The 15508-nt window shown below is 73.0% G+C and carries 18 protein-coding genes; 13 read left to right on the top strand and 5 right to left on the bottom strand.

Annotation, left to right across the window (positions count from 1 at the left end):
* Positions 1-15 precede the first annotated feature (15 nt).
* The 7 genes from ACZ5GP_RS07250 to ACZ5GP_RS07280 are packed head-to-tail and all read left to right on the top strand — an operon-like array spanning position 16 to position 3857.
* Complete coding sequence (locus tag ACZ5GP_RS07250) at positions 16-261, top strand: gas vesicle protein GvpG (protein ID WP_358586234.1); 246 nt, start codon at positions 16-18, stop codon at positions 259-261.
* Positions 258-959 carry a DNA primase gene (locus ACZ5GP_RS07255; protein ID WP_468749847.1) on the top strand — a complete coding sequence of 234 codons (702 nt, stop codon included), beginning with the start codon at positions 258-260 and terminating at the stop codon, positions 957-959. Before ACZ5GP_RS07250 ends, ACZ5GP_RS07255 begins: the two co-directional genes overlap by 4 nt.
* On the top strand, positions 952-2184 hold the full coding sequence (locus ACZ5GP_RS07260) for an SRPBCC family protein (RefSeq protein ID WP_468749848.1): 1233 nt from the start codon (positions 952-954) through the stop codon (positions 2182-2184). Before ACZ5GP_RS07255 ends, ACZ5GP_RS07260 begins: the two co-directional genes overlap by 8 nt.
* Positions 2181-2540: a gas vesicle protein gene (locus tag ACZ5GP_RS07265; RefSeq protein ID WP_468749849.1), complete on the top strand. Its 360-nt coding sequence runs from the start codon at positions 2181-2183 to the stop codon at positions 2538-2540. Before ACZ5GP_RS07260 ends, ACZ5GP_RS07265 begins: the two co-directional genes overlap by 4 nt.
* On the top strand, positions 2524-3357 hold the full coding sequence (locus ACZ5GP_RS07270) for a GvpL/GvpF family gas vesicle protein (protein ID WP_468749850.1): 834 nt from the start codon (positions 2524-2526) through the stop codon (positions 3355-3357). Before ACZ5GP_RS07265 ends, ACZ5GP_RS07270 begins: the two co-directional genes overlap by 17 nt.
* The gene (locus ACZ5GP_RS07275; RefSeq protein ID WP_030789793.1) at positions 3354-3542 is read left to right on the top strand and encodes a gas vesicle protein; all 189 of its coding nucleotides are present in this window, start codon (positions 3354-3356) and stop codon (positions 3540-3542) included. The genes ACZ5GP_RS07270 and ACZ5GP_RS07275 overlap by 4 nt, the downstream gene beginning before the upstream one ends.
* Before the next feature lie 3 nt (positions 3543-3545).
* Positions 3546-3857, top strand: coding sequence for a gas vesicle protein K (locus tag ACZ5GP_RS07280; RefSeq protein WP_468749851.1), 312 nt, complete (start codon positions 3546-3548; stop codon positions 3855-3857).
* A 21-nt stretch (positions 3858-3878) separates the two neighbouring features.
* On the opposite strand, the gene ACZ5GP_RS07285 is transcribed toward ACZ5GP_RS07280, so the two are convergent.
* A complete protein-coding gene (locus ACZ5GP_RS07285; protein ID WP_468749852.1) occupies positions 3879-4688 on the bottom strand; it encodes a class I SAM-dependent methyltransferase in 810 nt (269 codons plus the stop codon).
* 118 nt (positions 4689-4806) lie between these two features.
* Positions 4807-6312, bottom strand: a complete 1506-nt coding sequence (locus ACZ5GP_RS07290) for a phosphatase PAP2 family protein (RefSeq protein ID WP_468749853.1) — start codon at positions 6310-6312, stop codon at positions 4807-4809.
* A gap of 88 nt (positions 6313-6400) precedes the next feature.
* Here ACZ5GP_RS07290 and ACZ5GP_RS07295 point away from each other — a divergent pair, with 88 nt between their 5' ends.
* The 4 genes from ACZ5GP_RS07295 to ACZ5GP_RS07310 all read left to right on the top strand — a co-directional run bounded on the left by ACZ5GP_RS07295 (position 6401) and on the right by ACZ5GP_RS07310 (position 10094).
* Positions 6401-8029 carry an ABC-F family ATP-binding cassette domain-containing protein gene (locus ACZ5GP_RS07295; protein ID WP_468749854.1) on the top strand — a complete coding sequence of 543 codons (1629 nt, stop codon included), beginning with the start codon at positions 6401-6403 and terminating at the stop codon, positions 8027-8029.
* Between the two features lie 137 nt (positions 8030-8166).
* A complete protein-coding gene (locus tag ACZ5GP_RS07300) occupies positions 8167-8403 on the top strand; it encodes a DUF6158 family protein (RefSeq protein WP_468749855.1) in 237 nt (78 codons plus the stop codon).
* Positions 8400-9020 carry a TIGR03086 family metal-binding protein gene (locus ACZ5GP_RS07305; RefSeq protein ID WP_468749856.1) on the top strand — a complete coding sequence of 207 codons (621 nt, stop codon included), beginning with the start codon at positions 8400-8402 and terminating at the stop codon, positions 9018-9020. The genes ACZ5GP_RS07300 and ACZ5GP_RS07305 overlap by 4 nt, the downstream gene beginning before the upstream one ends.
* Before the next feature lie 63 nt (positions 9021-9083).
* Positions 9084-10094, top strand: a complete 1011-nt coding sequence (locus ACZ5GP_RS07310; protein ID WP_468749857.1) for a Ppx/GppA family phosphatase — start codon at positions 9084-9086, stop codon at positions 10092-10094.
* Positions 10095-10151: 57 nt separating this feature from the next.
* On the opposite strand, the gene ACZ5GP_RS07315 is transcribed toward ACZ5GP_RS07310, so the two are convergent.
* Positions 10152-10592 (bottom strand): CBS domain-containing protein, encoded by a 441-nt coding sequence (locus ACZ5GP_RS07315; RefSeq protein WP_358589178.1) that lies wholly within the window; start codon positions 10590-10592, stop codon positions 10152-10154.
* A gap of 92 nt (positions 10593-10684) precedes the next feature.
* Positions 10685-12496 carry a thiamine pyrophosphate-requiring protein gene (locus ACZ5GP_RS07320; RefSeq protein ID WP_468749858.1) on the bottom strand — a complete coding sequence of 604 codons (1812 nt, stop codon included), beginning with the start codon at positions 12494-12496 and terminating at the stop codon, positions 10685-10687.
* 262 nt (positions 12497-12758) lie between these two features.
* Here ACZ5GP_RS07320 and ACZ5GP_RS07325 point away from each other — a divergent pair, with 262 nt between their 5' ends.
* Positions 12759-13592: a SigB/SigF/SigG family RNA polymerase sigma factor gene (locus ACZ5GP_RS07325; RefSeq protein ID WP_468749859.1), complete on the top strand. Its 834-nt coding sequence runs from the start codon at positions 12759-12761 to the stop codon at positions 13590-13592.
* An 11-nt stretch (positions 13593-13603) separates the two neighbouring features.
* On the opposite strand, the gene ACZ5GP_RS07330 is transcribed toward ACZ5GP_RS07325, so the two are convergent.
* Positions 13604-14725 (bottom strand): PAS domain-containing protein, encoded by a 1122-nt coding sequence (locus ACZ5GP_RS07330; protein ID WP_468749860.1) that lies wholly within the window; start codon positions 14723-14725, stop codon positions 13604-13606.
* A gap of 73 nt (positions 14726-14798) precedes the next feature.
* On the opposite strand from ACZ5GP_RS07330, the gene ACZ5GP_RS07335 reads away from it, so the two are divergent.
* Positions 14799-15506: an ANTAR domain-containing response regulator gene (locus tag ACZ5GP_RS07335; protein WP_468749861.1), complete on the top strand. Its 708-nt coding sequence runs from the start codon at positions 14799-14801 to the stop codon at positions 15504-15506.
* Positions 15507-15508: the final 2 nt, after the last annotated feature.

Consider the following 15508-nt stretch of genomic DNA (forward strand, 5'->3'; position numbering starts at 1 on the left):
GACGGAAGTGACGGAATGGGACTGATCGGTGAACTGCTGATGCTGCCTCTGGCCCCGGCCCGCGGCTCCATGTGGGTGCTGCGGCAAGTGGTCGACGAGGCGGAGCGGCAGTACTACGACCCCTCGTCCATCCGTCGGGAACTCGCCCGCCTCGAGGAGCGCCTGGAGGCGGGCGAGATCGACGAGGACGAGTTCGAGCAGGCCGAGGACCAGCTCCTCGACCGGCTGCAGCACAGCACAGGACAGGACTTCAGACAATGAACCGACTGGCAATGGGCCTCGCCGTGGGCGCCGGGTACGTCCTCGGCCGCACGAAGAAGGCGAAGTTCGCCTTCGCCGTGGGCACGATGGTCGCCGGCAAGCGGCTGAACCTGAGCCCGAAGGCGCTGGGGTCACTGGTGACTCAGCAGCTGGACAACAACCCGCAGTTCAAGGAGATCGGCGATCAGCTGCGCCAGGACCTGCGGGGCGTGGGGAAGGCGGCCACGGGCTCGCTCCTGAACCGGCAGCTCGAAGGCCTCGCCGACCGTCTGCACGACCGCACCCTCGGCGTCCAGGACCGGATAGCCGGTGTGGTGCCGGACGACGTCAAGGGCACCGACCGGGACGAGGACGACGAGGACCCCGAAGCCGAGGACACCGAGGACGGCGCCGAGCGGGACGAGGACGAGGCGCCGCGGCAGCGCAAGAAGACGGCGGCCAAGCGGCCGGCCGCGCGGAAGTCCGGGTCGCGGGCCGGCTCGAGGACGGACGCGGAGTCCGCCCCGAAGTCGGCGGCGAAGAAGACCGCGGCGACCGCGAAGAAGGCCCCCGCGAAGAAGGCCCCCGCGAAGAAGACCGCTCAGAACAAGAGCACCCAGAGCAAGACCGCCCAGAGCAAGACCGCCCAGAAGAAGACGACGTCCGCGGCCCGCAGGACCGCCTCGGGCGGCAGGGCGAAGGGAGGCGACCGTGGCTGAGTCACCGCTGAGCAACATCACGCGCAGCCCCGCCGCCGACCGCCTGAAGGACGAGGCGCAGGCCTACCTCATGGCCCAGGTCGAGCGCGTGCTCGTCGGCGTGGGCCACCGCCTCGGCGACGCCACCGTCAAGCTGAACGACATCGCGGACGGCAAGAGCCCCGGATTCGGCAAGCTCGCGGCACAGGCGGGCAAGAAGCTCGCCGAGGGCAAGGGCCCGGTGCGCGGCGCGCTCGAACTGGGCGGCAGTCACCTCAAGGACAAGGTGACCGACACCTTGAAGGGGCTCGGCGGCAAGCGCAAGAAGGGCGGCGGGGGTCAGCAGCCCACGGTCATCCTGGAGTTCGTCGACGTCGGTGTCCCGGTCCGAGAGGCATACGACCAGTGGACCCAGTACCAGGAGTTCTCCACCTTCACCAAGGGCGTCAAGAGCGCCACTGCGGCGAACGACACGGAGACCGACTGGAAGCTCAAGGTCTTCTGGTCCAGCCGCAGTTGGAAGGCGCACACCACCGAGCAGGTGCCGGACCAGCGGATCACCTGGACGTCGGAGGGCGCCAAGGGGTCCACCAAGGGCGTGGTGACCTTCCACGCGCTCGCGGAGAACCTCACCCGGGTGCTGCTGGTCATCGAGTACTACCCGAAGGGCCTCTTCGAGAAGACCGGCAACATCTGGCGCGCCCAGGGCCGCAGGGCCCGCCTCGACCTCAAGAACTTCGCCCGGCACATCTCGATGCGCGGCGAGGCGAGCGACGGCTGGCGCGGCGAGATCCGCGACGGCGAGGTCGTGCGCACCCATGAAGACGCCGCGGCCGAGGAGGAGGCCGAGACCGACGAGGTCGAGGACTCCGAGGACCAGGGGCCCGAGGACGAGTACGAGCCGCGGTCCGAGGCCGAGTACGACGAGGAGGACGACGACCGCGAGGACGAGCCCGAGGCGGAGTACGAGGACGAGCCCGAGGGCGAGGCCGACTACGAGGACGACGAACACCACGACCCCGGCGAAGAGGACGAGGAGTTCGACGAGGAACGCGACGGCGAGCCGGAGGCCGAGTACGACGACGAACTCGACGAGGACGCCGACGCCGACGCCGACGAGGATGAGGACGAGGTCGAGGACGCCGAGATCGTGGACGAGGACGAGGACGCCGACCTCGAGGACGATGAGGACGTCGACGAGGACGAGCGGCGCGAGTCCGCCGACTCCGGACGGAGCCGTCGATGACCGCCACCCCCGGAGGCGGACTGCCCGGCCCCTACGGCAGCAGTGGCGGAGGGGCCAACCTCGCCGACATCCTCGAACGGGTCCTGGACAAGGGCATCGTCATCGCGGGTGACATCAAGATCAACCTGCTCGACATCGAACTGCTCACCATCAAGCTGCGCCTCATCGTCGCCTCGGTCGACAAGGCCAAGGAGATGGGCATCGACTGGTGGGAGCAGGACCCGGCGCTCTCGTCCGGGGCCCGCCACAAGGAACTGGCACAGGAGAACGCCGAGTTGCGGCGCCGGCTGGAGGAGCTGGAGGCCCAGGGCACCCTGGAGCCCGCCGAGGAGGAGTCACGTGAGCCTCGCAACTGAGGAACTGCGCTACGTCTACGCGGTCTGCCGTCCGCTGGACGCGCCGCTCGCCGCCGACCTGACCGGGGTCGGCGGCGTGCCGCCCCGGCAGCTCGCCCACGAGGGCCTCGTCGCCCTCGTGGGCCCGGTGCCGGAGCGGGACTTCGCCGAGGAGCCGCTGCGCAGGCACCTGGAGGACCTGGACTGGCTCTCCGAGACGGCCCGCGCCCACCAGCGGGTGATCGCCGCGCTCACCAGTGTCACCTGCCCGCTGCCGCTGCGGCTCGGGACCGTCTTCCGGGACGACAGCGGCGTACGCGCCATGCTGGCGGAGGGCGCTGACCGCTTCCGGCGGGTGCTGGAGCGGATCGACGGCTGCGTGGAGTGGGGCGTCAAGGTCCACCTGGAGAGCGCGGAGCCCGCACAGGAGGGTTCGGCACGGACGCCGGCGCCCGACAAGCCGCGCTCCGGGCGCGACTACCTGCGCCAGCGGCGCAACCGGCAGACGGCCCAGGAGGAGAGTTGGCAGCGGGCCGAGGCCTTCGCCCGGAACCTGCACGAGAAGCTCTCCCGGCGGGCCGACGACGCCCGGCTGCACGCCCCGCAGAACTCCTCCCTCTCCCAGGCACCCGGGCGGAACATCCTCAACGCCGCCTACCTGGTGCCGCGCGCGCACTCCGAGGAGTTCGTGGAGCTGGTGGACGGCACCAAGGACGAGGAGCGGGAGTCCTCGGACCTGCGCGTCGAGCTGACGGGCCCCTGGGCGGCCTACTCCTTCACCGCCGACGACCCGGGCGCCGAGCAGTCGACCGACGCGGGAACGGAGCGCCCGCGATGACGGTCGTCGAGCGCCGTGAAATAGCTCTGGTCGACCTGCTCGACCGCCTTCTCGCGGGCGGGGTCGTCATCAAGGGGGACATCACGCTGCGGATCGCGGATGTCGACCTCGTACGCATCGACCTGAACGCCCTGATCAGCTCGGTGAACGAGCAAGTGCCCTCACCGTGGCCGGAATTGGAGTGACCCATGGAGACCGGTGACCTCGCGGACACGGGCGGGGCCGAGCGCAAGCGGATGGACCTGGACCCGGACACGGTGGAACGGGACCTCGTCAAGCTGGTCCTCACCGTCATCGAGCTGCTGCGCCAGCTCATGGAGCGCCAGGCCGTGCGCCGTTTCGACACCGGCGACCTGAGTGAGGACCAGGAGGAGCGGATCGGGCTGACCCTGATGCTCCTGGAGGACCGGATGGCCGAGCTGCGCGACCGCTACGGACTGCGGCCCGAGGACCTGAACCTGGACCTCGGACCGCTGGGCCCGCTGCTGCCCAGGGACTGACACGCCGGCGCGCGCTGGGCGCTACTTGCGGCAGAGGATCTCGCCGTGCAGCACCGCGAACCATCCGTCCCTCTGGTCGCCCCACGCCCGCCAGGCCGCCGCGATGTCCTTGAGCTGCCCCGCGTCGGCGTGGCCTGTCGCCACCGCGCGCTCGGCGTAGGAGGAGGCGACCGTGCGGTCCGCCCACATCCCGCTCCACCAGGTGCGCTCCTCCTCCGAGGAGTAGCACCAGGTGCCGGCGCTCGCGGAGATGTCCGTGAAGCCGGCGGCCAGCGCCCAGGACTTGAGGCGGCGGCCCGCGTCGGGCTCGCCGCCGTTGGCGCGGGCCACCCGCAGATAGAGGTCCAGCCAGTCGTCGAGGACCGGTGAGTCGGGATACCAGGTCATCGCCGAGTAGTCCGCGTCGCGGGCCGCGATGACGCCGCCGGGTCTGCACACCCGCCGCATCTCGCTCAGCGCCCGCACCGGATCGCCCACGTGCTGGAGCACCTGATGGGCGTGGACGACACAGAAGGTGTCGTCGGGGTAGTCCAGGGCGTGTACGTCGGCGACGGCGAAGTCGACATTGTCCAGGCCGCGTTCGGCGGCGGTCGCGCGCGCCGTGTCGAGGATGCCCGGCGCGTGGTCGACGCCCGTGACATGGCCCTCGGGAACCAGCTCGGCCAGATCGGCGGTGATGGTGCCCGGCCCGCAGCCGATGTCGAGGACCTTCATGTGCGGCTCCAGCGAACCCAGGAGGTACGCGGCCGAGTTGGTGGCGGTGCGCCAGGTGTGGGAACGCAGCACGGACTCGTGGTGCCCGTGGGTGTAGACGGCGGTCTCCTTCGGCATGGCGGTACTCCTCCTGGTTCGTCGCGGGTGGTGCCGCGGTACGCCGAACCGTACGCCGCCATGCCGAATGATGAGACCCGCGTATCACTATGTGGTCAACCGGGGGGCCGTCCGCCGGTCAGTCGGTGGCCGGGAGCGGGCGGTAGACGGTCAGCGCCTCCGGCAGCTTGTCGAGCGTCAACGACCCCCGCACTTGGGTGAGTTCGCCGTCGTACGCCACCACGGTGCCCGGGGCGACGTCGTCCACCCGCAGCTCGCGCACCCGCACCGCCGCGTGCGCGGGGGAGCGCACCGCGGGCCCGGTGAGAGCGGCGGCGAGCAGCCGCGAGCCGTGCGTCCAGCCGCCGTGCACGACCCGCACGTCCAGCAGCCCGTCCGCCAGATCGAGCCGCCGGCCGGGGCCGAGCCCGAACCGGTGGTGGGTGCCGTTGCCCGCGACGAGCAGCCACAGCGGACGCCGGCGGCCCCGGAACTCGGCGGTCATCGGCTCCGGCGCCGAACCCAGCGTCCGCAGGGCGGCGAGGACCGCCGTGGGCCGCTCGCCCAGGCGGTGGGCCCAGCGGTCGCGGCGGCGGACCAGCTCCGGGTGGACGCCGACGCCGAAGGTGTTGAGGAAGATCCCCTCGGTCCGCGTCCCCGCGTCGGCCGGGTCCACCGCGCTGAAGCGGCCCACGTCGACCGAGACCGCACCGCCCGCCTCCACGGCACGGCACAGGTCACGCGGCTCCTCCACGCCGATGTCGTGCGCGAAGTGCCCCGGCGCGGCGCCGGGCAGTACCGCGAGCGGCAGGCCGTGCCGCAGGGCCACACCGGCCGCGGCGTTCACGGAGCCGTCACCGCCGCACACCCCGAGCGCCCGCGCGCGGCCCGCCGCCTTCTCCAGCTCCTCGGCCAGGTCGGCGCGTTCGCAGACGACGACCTCGGCGCCCGGCAGGGCGTCCCGCAGCACCCGCGTGCGCTCGTCGACGCGTGCCCCGGCCTCCGCGACCAGCACCAGGCCCGCGCCGCCCGGCAGCGCGGGGGCGTCGGCGCGCGGCCTGCCCGGGGCCGGCAGCTGGGTACGGGTAGGGGCGAGGCCGCGCACCGCGAAGGCGGCGCCCACGCCGAGGGCGGCGCCCGCGAGGACGTCGCCGGGGAAGTGCACGCCGGTGTAGACGCGGGACAGTGCGACCGCCCCCGCGACGGGCGCGACCCCGGCACCCCACGCCCGCGACTCCAACGCCACCCCGGTGGCGAAGGCGGCCGCCGAGGCGGAGTGGCCCGAGGGGAAGGACGTGGTGATGGGCTGCCGCTTCAGCTGCCGCATCAGCGGCACCGAGTCGAGCAGCGGCCGGGCCCGGCGCACCGAGCGCTTGCCGAGCGTGTTGATGGTCGCCGAGGCCAACGCGAGCGAGGCGACCCCGCGCACGGCGGCGCGCCGGGCCCTCGGTGTACCGGTCGCCGCGATCGCCCCGGCCGCGGCGAACCACAGCAGCCCGTGGTTGGCGCTGCGGCTCAGCGGGGGCAGGAAGCGGTCGCCCCCCGGCCAGTGCCGGGAGGCGACCGCGTCGAAGACACGGCTGTCGAGGGCCAGCAGCCGGGCCCGCAGGCCGTCCTGGGGTGGGTGGAAGGCATCTGTGCTCATACGCTGCGGGTACCCGCCGAGGTCGCCGCCACCACCGCCGGGGAAACCGGTTTGCCGTGACGGCGTCCCGGCACGGACAATCCCGCCCATGGGACATCTGGAAGCCGCGCACCTCGAGTACTACTTGCCGGACGGGCGGGCGCTGCTCGGTGATGTCTCCTTCCGGGTCGGCGAGGGCTCCGTCGTCGCCCTGGTCGGCGCGAACGGCGCGGGCAAGACCACGCTGCTGCGGCTGATCTCCGGCGAGCTCCAGCCGCACGGCGGCAGCGTCACCGTGAGCGGCGGCCTCGGCGTGATGCCGCAGTTCATCGGCTCCGTACGCGACGAGAGCACCGTGCGCGACCTGCTCGTCTCCGTCTCCCACCCGAGGATCCGGGCGGCCGCGAAGGCCGTGGACGCCGCCGAGCACGCCATCATGACGGTCGACGACGAGGCCGCCCAGATGAGCTACGCCCAGGCGCTGTCCGACTGGGCGGAGGTGCAGGGCTACGAGGCCGAGACGCTGTGGGACATCTGCACCACCGCGGCCCTCGGCGTCCCCTACGACAAGGCGCAGTTCCGCGAGGTCCGCACCCTCTCGGGCGGCGAGCAGAAGCGCCTGGTCCTCGAGGCCCTGCTGCGCGGCTCCGACGAGGTGCTGCTCCTCGACGAGCCGGACAACTACCTCGACGTGCCCGGCAAGCGCTGGCTGGAGGAGCGGCTCAGGGAGACCCGCAAGACCGTCCTGTTCGTCTCCCACGACCGGGAGCTGCTCGCCCGCGCCGCGCAGAAGATCGTCAGTGTCGAGCAGAGCCCAGGCGGCGCCGACGCGTGGGTGCACGGCGGCGGTTTCGGGACGTTCCACGAGGCCCGCAAGGAGCGCTTCGCCCGCTTCGAGGAACTGCGCCGCCGCTGGGACGAGAAGCACGAGCAGCTGAAGAAGCTGGTGCGCACGCTGCGCCAGGCCGCCGACGTCAGCCATGAGATGGCCTCCCGCTACCACGCGGCGCAGACCCGGCTGCGCAAGTTCGAGGAGGCGGGCCCGCCGCCGGAACCGCCCCGCGAGCAGGACATCACCATGCGCCTGCACGGCGGCCGCACCGGCGTACGCGCCGTGACCTGCCAGGGCCTGGAACTGACCGGCCTGATGAAACCCTTCGACCTGGAGGTCTTCTACGGCGAGCGCGTCGCCGTCCTCGGCTCGAACGGCTCCGGCAAGTCGCACTTCCTGCGCCTGCTCGCCGGAGACACGGACAACCCGGTCGCCCACACCGGCACCTGGAAGCTCGGCGCGCGCGTCGTGCCCGGCCACTTCGCGCAGACCCACGCCCACCCGGAGCTGGCGGGCCGCACCCTCCTGGACATCCTGTGGCGCGAGCACGCGCAGGACCGCGGCGCCGCCATGTCCCGGCTGCGGCGCTACGAACTGACCGGCCAGGCCGAGCAGAAGTTCGAGCGCCTCTCCGGCGGGCAGCAGGCCCGCTTCCAGATCCTCCTCCTGGAGCTGGAAGGCTGCACGGCCCTGCTCCTCGACGAGCCCACGGACAACCTCGACCTGGAATCGGCCGAGGCCCTCCAGGAAGGCCTCGAAGCCTTCCAGGGCACCGTCCTCGCCGTCACCCACGACCGCTGGTTCGCCCGCTCCTTCGACCGCTACCTGGTCTTCGGCAGCGACGGCCGGGTGCGGGAGACCCCGGAGCCGGTCTGGGACGAGCGCCGCGTGGAGCGCACGCGCTAGCCACCAGGGCCGCCGGGCGCCGCCGCTCGGTGCCGGGCGCGCGGCCGCGCGCCCGGAGCGGAGCCGGTGCATCCTGGGGTAGTACGCGCCGAGCGGGTACCCGGGGGGCACCGGAGCGACGCGACGAGGAGCGATCCATGAGCAACGGAGTCGACCCGGGTCAGCTGGACGACCAGCAGCTCATCAAGGAGCTTGAGGCCATCCACCGGACCCGTCACACCACCCTGCTGCACGGCTCGGACGACGCCCTGCGGACCCACGACGAGCGGATGGCGGAACTGGAGGGCGAGTACCTGCGCCGTCACCCCCGCCGGTCGGTCGCCCCCGGGCGGACCCGCTCAGGGGCGCGGGAGAGGGGGAACGCGGACTCATGACGGACGACCGCACCGACCCGCCCGCCGGCTCTGCGCACGACCGCACAGGCCCACCCGTACTGGCCCGGCACGGCGAGGCCCTCGACCTGTTCACCGACCGGGTGCGGGCCGTGCGCGACGACCAGTGGCAGGCGCCCACCCCCTGCACCGACTGGACCGTGCGCGACCTGGTCAACCACCTCGTGTCCGAACAGCTGTGGGTGCCGCCGCTGGTCCGCGACGGCGCCACGGTCGACGACGTCGGCGACACCTTCGACGGCGACCTGCTCGGCTCCGACCCGGTCGCCGCCTGGGAGACGGCCGCCGCCGCCTCCCGCGCGGCGTTCCGCGCGCCGCACGCCCTGGACCGCGCCGTCCACCTCTCCTTCGGCGAGACCCCCGCCACCTTCTACTGCGGCCAGATGACCACCGACCTGGTGGTGCACGCCTGGGACCTGTCCCGCGCGATCGGCGCCGACGAGACGCTGCCCGGGGACCTGGTCGACTTCGCCGTGCGGGAGATCGAACCGTACGCGGCGGAACTGGCGAAGAGCGGCCTGTTCGATCCGCCGCTGGAGCCGCCGCCGGGCGCCGACGCGCAGAGCAGACTGCTCGCTCTGGTCGGGCGCCGGGCGTGACCAGGGACCCCGCGCCGCCCTGCGGCCGATTCCTTTCGTTCACATCGGGGTAACCGACCTGCCATGAGAGTGGGCGTGGTGGACGTGGGGTCGAACACGGTGCGGCTCGTCGTGGCGGATGCCGACGGGCAGGTGCCGCTGCCGGTCCACACGGTCAAGCGCAGGCTGCGGCTCGCCGAGGACGTGGAGCGCGACGGGCGGCTCGGCGAGGAGCCGGTCCGCAGGCTCGTCGACGCGGTGCGCGACATCCGCGTCCAGGCCCAGCGGTGGGGCGTGGCCGAGCCATTCGCCTTCGCCACCTCCATCGTGCGGGACGCGCCGAACCGCGCCGAGGTGCTCGACGCCGTGGAGGCCGGGACGGGGCTCAGGCTGCGCACCCTGACCGGCGAGGCCGAGGCGGAGCTGACGTTCCTCGCCGCCCGCCGCTGGATGGGGTGGCGCGCCGGGCCGCTGGTGCTCCTCGACATCGGCGGCGGGACCTTCGAGGTGGCCTTCGGGCGCAGCAGGCTCCCGGACTACGCGGCCTCGCTCCCGCTGGGCGCGGGCCGCCTGACGCGGGACTTCTTCGACGGGCAGGACCCGCCGCGCGAGCGGGACATCAAGGCGGTCCGGCGCCAGGTCCGCCACCAGCTGCGGGACGTGGCCGCGCGGATCCGCTGGGAGATGCCGCACACGGCCGTCGCCACCTCGCGTACGTTCCAGCAGCTCGCCCGGCTGTGCGGCGCCGCCCCGGGCCGCTACGGCCCCTTCGTGCAGCGCGAGTTGGGCCGCGTGGAGCTGGGCGCGGCCCTGAAGGAACTGGCGCGACTGCCCGCCGAGCGGCGCGCGCAGCTGCCGGGGATCTCCGCGGCCCGCGCGGGCCAGTGCCTGGCCGGCGCGGTGGTGGCGCACACGGCGATGAAACTGACCGGCCTCGAAGTGCTGACCGTCTGCCCCTGGGCGCTGCGCGAAGGCATCCTGCTGCGCTACATCGAGGACGGCGACGCCGCATGGTGGACCCGGGAGAACCCCGGGGCCGCCGCCGGCACGGCGCCCGGCGACATGTCGCCCCTGCGCCTCGCCACCTCGACCTGACGCCGCCCCTGCCCGCACCGCCTGAGACGGTGCGGGGCGGCGGACGGACGTCCGGACTCAGGCCTGGTGGATCCCCGGCCAGCTGTCCGGGTCGGCGCGGGTGATGTCCGCCAGCGCCGACGTCGGGTCCTGCGCCAGCGCCAGATCGCCGAGGCTCACCATGCCCACCGGGTGGCCGTCCTCCACGACGGGCAGCCTGCGGACCGCGTGGTCGCGCATCAGATCGACCGCGTCCGCCACGGCGTCCCCGGGCGCCACCACCACCGGGTCGGGCGTGCACACGGCCTGGGCGCTGACGGTCAGCGGATCGGCCCCGTCGGCCACGGCGCGCAGCGCGATGTCCCGGTCGGTGAGCACACCGAGGACGTGGCCGTCGGCGGCGACCAGCACATCCCCGATGTCCTGGGCGCGCATGAGCTGCGCCGCTTCGACGAGTGAGGCGTCGGGGCGCACCGCCACCACACCCGGCGTCATGACGTCCCTTACGAATTCGGCCATGGCTGAGCCCTTCCTGCGTGAGATCGGCAGAGGTTCGCCGGGGTGACCCAGCCCGCAGTACCCCTGTCCCGGTGGGCCATGCCTCGAACCCCCTATGCCTTGCCCTTCTTGCCCGATCCCGGCAGGAACTCCTGCACCTTCGCCTTCAGCCCCTGCCGCACCATCGAGGAGCGGTCCGCGTCGCCCTTGAGGACCGACTCCGCCGTCGCCTCCATCTGCTCCCACGTCGCGTGCGGCGGGATCGGCGGCACCGCCGGGTCGGTGCGGAAGTCGAGGACCACGGGCCCCTCGGCCTCGAGACCGGCCCGCCAGGCCGCCGTGACGTCCTCGGGACGCTCGACCCGGATGCCGGTCAGCCCGATGGAGCGCGCGAACTCCGCGTACGGCACATCCGGCAGCGCCTGCGAGGGCAGGAACGAGGGGGCGCCGCCCATGGCCCGCATCTCCCATGTGACCTGGTTCAGGTCCTGGTTGTTCCACACCGCGACGATCAGCCGCGGATCGTCCCACCGGTGGCGGTACTTGGCGGCCGTGATCAGCTCCGCCATGCCGTTCATCTGCATCGCGCCATCACCCACCAGGGCGATGACGGGCCGGTTGGGATGCGCGAACTTCGCCCCGATCGCGTACGGCACACCGCACCCCATCGTGGCGAGCGTCCCCGACAGCGAGGCCCGCATGTCACCGCGCATCGTGAGGTGACGCGCGTACCAGTTCGCCACGGACCCCGAGTCGCACGTGATCAGCGCGTTGTCGGGCAGCAGCGGATCCAGGGCGCGCGCCACGTACTCCGGGTTCACCGGGTCGGCGGGCTGCTCGGCCCTGCGCTCCATCACCTCGTTCCAGCGCCGGACGTTCGCGCGGATCTCCTCCTGCCACTCGCGGGTGACCGCGCGCCGTTCCTTGTCGATCAGCGGGATCAGCTCGCGCAGCGTCGCCCGCGCGTCGCCGACGAGGTTCACCTCGTACGGATAGCGCATGCCGACCATGTGCGGGTCGATGTCGATCTGCACGGCGCGCGCCGAGTCGAACTCCGGCAGGAACTGCGCGTAGGGGAAGCTCGAACCGATCGTCAGGAGGGTGTCGCAGTCCCGCATCAGCTCGTACGACGGGCGCGTGCCGAGCAGACCGATCGAACCGGTGACGTAGGGCAGCTCGTCGCTCAGCGCGTCCTTGCCGAGCAGCGCCTTCGCGACGCCCGCGCCGAGCAGCTCCGCGATCTCCTCGACCTCGGCGCGCGCGCCGGCCGCGCCCTGGCCGATCAGGATGGCCGCCTTGTCGCCGGCGTTCAGCACCTCCGCGGCCCGCTCCAGGGCCGTCGGCGAGGGCAGCGCCGTCCAGCCGCTGCGGTCCAGGCTGGAGGGCACCATCTTGAACTCGTGCGGCGGCGGCGAGTAGTCCAGTTCCTGCACGTCGCCGGGGATGATCACGGCGGTCGGGCAGCGGCGCGCGTACGCGGTGCGGATCGCGCGGTCGATGACGTTCGGCAGCTGCTCGGGGACCGTCACCGTCTCCACGAAGTCGGACGCCACGTCCTTGAACAGCGTGTGCAGGTCGACTTCCTGCTGATACGAGCCGCCCATCGCGCTGCGGTTCGTCTGGCCGACGATGGCGAGCACCGGCACATGGTCGAGCTTCGCGTCGTACAGACCGTTCAGGAGGTGGATGGCGCCCGGCCCGGACGTCGCCACGCACACGCCGAGGCGCTTGCCGAACTTGGCGTACCCGACCGCCTCGAACGCCGCCATCTCCTCGTGCCGTGCCTGCACGAACCTCGGCCGGTCCTCCGCCCTGCCCCACGCGGCGAGCAGGCCGTTGATGCCGTCCCCGGGGTAGCCGAAGACCTGCTCGACCCCCCAGGCGCGCAGCCTCTCCAGGATGTGGTCGGCGACCTTGACGCTCATGAGGGAACCCTCCGGAGGGATCGGGGATCGGCGGTCACCTCCGGGTGTCCGGCGGGACCCGTCAGAAACCTACGACCGGAGCAGGAGTGTTTGGCCCCTCACACGCGGGGCAGGCGCAGAAACAGTGCTTCGGACCGGAGGCACGTCCGTGGGAGTGGGCGCATCGCTCGTCCCCGGGTGTGTCCCCGTCGTGGTCCGACGTCCACGCACTCCCACGGTGACCGTCCATCCCCAGGCACCCCCAAGGGAGTTGCGACGCGCCATGCGTTCCCACACGAGCACCGCCGTACCGCCCAGAAGCACCGCCGCACCGGCCAGGAACAGGCGCCACCCGCACGACGACGCACCGGACACCACCGAGGCCTTCGAACGCCTCGTCGACCTGGACGACGGCCCCGAGCGGGACGCCCTGCGCCAGGAGGTCGTCCAGGCCTGGCTGCCCATGGCCCAGCGCCTCGCGGGCCGGTTCCGCAACCGCGGCGAGTCCCTCGACGACCTGCGCCAGGTCGCCGCCCTCGGCCTCGTCAAGGCCGTCGACCGCTACGACCCGCGGCGCGGCACCGCCTTCGAGAGCTACGCCGTCCCGACCGTCACCGGCGAGATCAAGCGGCACTTCCGCGACCACATGTGGACCCTGCACGTGCCGCGCCGCGTCCAGGACCTGCGCAACCGCGTGCGGTTCGCCCGCCAGGACCTCTCGCAGACCGTCTCCGGGCGCGCCCCCACCACCGCCGAGATCGCCGAGCACGCGCACATGAGCGTGGAGGACGCGAGGACCGGCCTGGAGGCGCTGGAGAGCTTCACCGCACTCTCCCTGGACGCCGAACTCCCCGGCAGCGAGGACGGCTACTCCCTCAGCGACGCCCTGGGCGGCTGTGACCCCGCGCTCGACGTCGTCGTCGACCGGGAGTCGGTCAGGCCCCGCATCGAGCAGCTGCCGGAGCGGGAACGCACCATCTTGTACATGCGGTTCTTCGGCGACATGACGCAGAGCCGCATCGCCGACGAGATGGGCATCTCGCAGATGCACGTCTCCCGGCTGATCAACCGCTGCTGCGACCGGCTGCGCGACCAGGTCCTGCGGGACGCCGCCTGACCTCGGGCACCTCAGACCCCGCCGGCGCCCCGCAGGGCCAGCGCCAGGTGGCGGGACAGCACATCGACCGCCCGCGCCTCGGCCAGCGAGAAGGCGAGCCGGGCACCGCACCGGAACAGCGTGAGGACGCCCTCCGGGGGAGCGTCCGCGCGGGCGGCCAGCGGCACGCACAGCAGGGACGTGACCTCGGCCCGCACCAGGACGTGCGCGCCGGTCGCGTCCCTGCCGAAGGCGTCCGGATCCTCCGGGCGCACCTGGAGCGACGAGCCGCCGCGCGCCGCCTCGACCACCAGCGGGCACGCGGCCGGCTCCTGCGCCCGTACCTCGTCGACCGGCGCGCCCGGCGGGCCGAGGACGGTCGTACGCCGGGGGCGGTCGGCCCCGTCGTCGGCTATCACCCAGTCCGCGAACCGTCCGTGCAGCACGGCCGCGGCCCGTTCCAGGACGGCCGTACGGCTGCCGGCGGGGGCCGTGAGCAGCGCCGTCGTCATCGCGTCCGCCAGGTCGAGCTGGGCCGCGTGCCGGGTCACCTCACCGAGGTCGGGCGCGGGCCTTTGCGCGGGCGGCGGCTGCTGTGCGCGGGTCGTCTCGGGCTGCAGCACGACCAGGACCGCCGTACGCGGCTCGGTGCCGGGGCGCAGCGCGCTGAGCGTGGCGCGTACCGGCAGGGCGGGGCTCTGCTGGAGGTGGACGACGAGGCTGCGGTCACCCTCGCCCCGGGCGACCGCGGCGGCCTGCGAACGGAACGCGACCCGGTCGGCGTGCACCAGGAACCCGGTCAGCGGCCGCCCCGCCGCGAAACCGGCGCGGACCCCGGTCAGCGCCGTGCCCGCGACGTTCATCCGCCGGATCACGGTCTCCCTGTCGATCAGCGCCACCGGCAGGGGCAGCCGCTGGAAGAGGGCCCGCAGCAGCCGCTCCTCGTCCCTGTCCGACGCCGTGCCGCGGTGGCCGCCGGCGCTGAGGCGTTCGTACGTGGGCCACAACCGGTCGGCGACGTGGTCGAGTTCGAAGAGCGCGGCGTCGAGCACCGTGCCGAGGTCCTCCCGCGGCACGGAACGGGCCGACTTCAATTCGGCGACACGGCGCACGAAATCCGCGAGCTCTTCACCGAATTCCTCCGTGTGAGACATGTGCTGAACCTATCGCCCGGGCCGTTTTCCGGAGGGCGGGAGGGGAAGCCGAAGCGGAGAGGAGGAACACCCCATGGCGCCCTTGCCGGACCCGGATCTGCTCCGACCGGAATCAGCGTTCCCCGGCCGCAGGCTCTCCGAACTCGCCGAACAGGCCAAGCGCTGCGCCCCCGCGTGCTGCGGCGCGAGCACCACGGTCACCGACGGCGGCGACGAGCGCCCCGCCGCCGTCACCCACCCCGATCTGGCCGGGCTCGTCTCGGTGCAGCTGCGCTCGGGGGAGGGGCCCATCCCCGCCGCCGAGGAGCGCGGGGCGCCGGTCGACTCCGGGGACTTGCTACGGGAGGCACGCTGGCCCGAGTACCGGGCGATGGCCCTCGACTCCGGTGTGCGGTCCAGCGTCACCCTGCCCTTCCGGCGCGCCGGGCTCACGGTCACCCTGACCCTGTTCGGCTTCCGCCCCGGCGCCCTGGACGACGTGCCGCACGGCCCCGTGCGGGCCCTCGGCGACCTCGCCACGGCGAGCTTCGCGCGCGACCGGTACTACCGCGCCGCCCTCAGCGAACTCGACCAGCTGGGCACGGCCCTGCGCACCCGTCCCGTCGTGGACCAGGCGTGCGGCATCGTCATGCACGTCCTGGGGTGCGAGGCGGACGCCGCGTTCGCGGTGCTGCGCCGGATCTCCCAGACGACGAACCGCAAACTCGCGGAGGTGGCGGCGGCGCTGGTCGAGACGAAGGGCCGCGGCCTGGAACACGAACTGGCCTCCGTGGCCGGCTGACC

The sequence above is a fragment of the Streptomyces sp. NPDC031466 genome (assembly GCF_055581265.1).

Excerpts from the sequence above, each read along its gene's own strand:
- ACZ5GP_RS07250 (WP_358586234.1), top strand. The coding sequence starts at position 16 with ATGGGACTGATCGGTGAACTGCTGATGCTGCCTCTGGCCCCGGCCCGC.
- ACZ5GP_RS07255 (WP_468749847.1), top strand. The coding sequence starts at position 258 with ATGAACCGACTGGCAATGGGCCTCGCCGTGGGCGCCGGGTACGTCCTC.
- ACZ5GP_RS07265 (WP_468749849.1), top strand. The coding sequence starts at position 2,181 with ATGACCGCCACCCCCGGAGGCGGACTGCCCGGCCCCTACGGCAGCAGT.
- ACZ5GP_RS07275 (WP_030789793.1), top strand. The coding sequence starts at position 3,354 with ATGACGGTCGTCGAGCGCCGTGAAATAGCTCTGGTCGACCTGCTCGAC.
- ACZ5GP_RS07280 (WP_468749851.1), top strand. The coding sequence starts at position 3,546 with ATGGAGACCGGTGACCTCGCGGACACGGGCGGGGCCGAGCGCAAGCGG.
- ACZ5GP_RS07285 (WP_468749852.1), bottom strand. The coding sequence starts at position 4,688 with ATGCCGAAGGAGACCGCCGTCTACACCCACGGGCACCACGAGTCCGTG.
- ACZ5GP_RS07290 (WP_468749853.1), bottom strand. The coding sequence starts at position 6,312 with ATGAGCACAGATGCCTTCCACCCACCCCAGGACGGCCTGCGGGCCCGG.
- ACZ5GP_RS07295 (WP_468749854.1), top strand. The coding sequence starts at position 6,401 with ATGGGACATCTGGAAGCCGCGCACCTCGAGTACTACTTGCCGGACGGG.
- ACZ5GP_RS07300 (WP_468749855.1), top strand. The coding sequence starts at position 8,167 with ATGAGCAACGGAGTCGACCCGGGTCAGCTGGACGACCAGCAGCTCATC.
- ACZ5GP_RS07305 (WP_468749856.1), top strand. The coding sequence starts at position 8,400 with ATGACGGACGACCGCACCGACCCGCCCGCCGGCTCTGCGCACGACCGC.
- ACZ5GP_RS07310 (WP_468749857.1), top strand. The coding sequence starts at position 9,084 with ATGAGAGTGGGCGTGGTGGACGTGGGGTCGAACACGGTGCGGCTCGTC.
- ACZ5GP_RS07315 (WP_358589178.1), bottom strand. The coding sequence starts at position 10,592 with ATGGCCGAATTCGTAAGGGACGTCATGACGCCGGGTGTGGTGGCGGTG.
- ACZ5GP_RS07320 (WP_468749858.1), bottom strand. The coding sequence starts at position 12,496 with ATGAGCGTCAAGGTCGCCGACCACATCCTGGAGAGGCTGCGCGCCTGG.
- ACZ5GP_RS07325 (WP_468749859.1), top strand. The coding sequence starts at position 12,759 with ATGCGTTCCCACACGAGCACCGCCGTACCGCCCAGAAGCACCGCCGCA.
- ACZ5GP_RS07330 (WP_468749860.1), bottom strand. The coding sequence starts at position 14,725 with ATGTCTCACACGGAGGAATTCGGTGAAGAGCTCGCGGATTTCGTGCGC.
- ACZ5GP_RS07335 (WP_468749861.1), top strand. The coding sequence starts at position 14,799 with ATGGCGCCCTTGCCGGACCCGGATCTGCTCCGACCGGAATCAGCGTTC.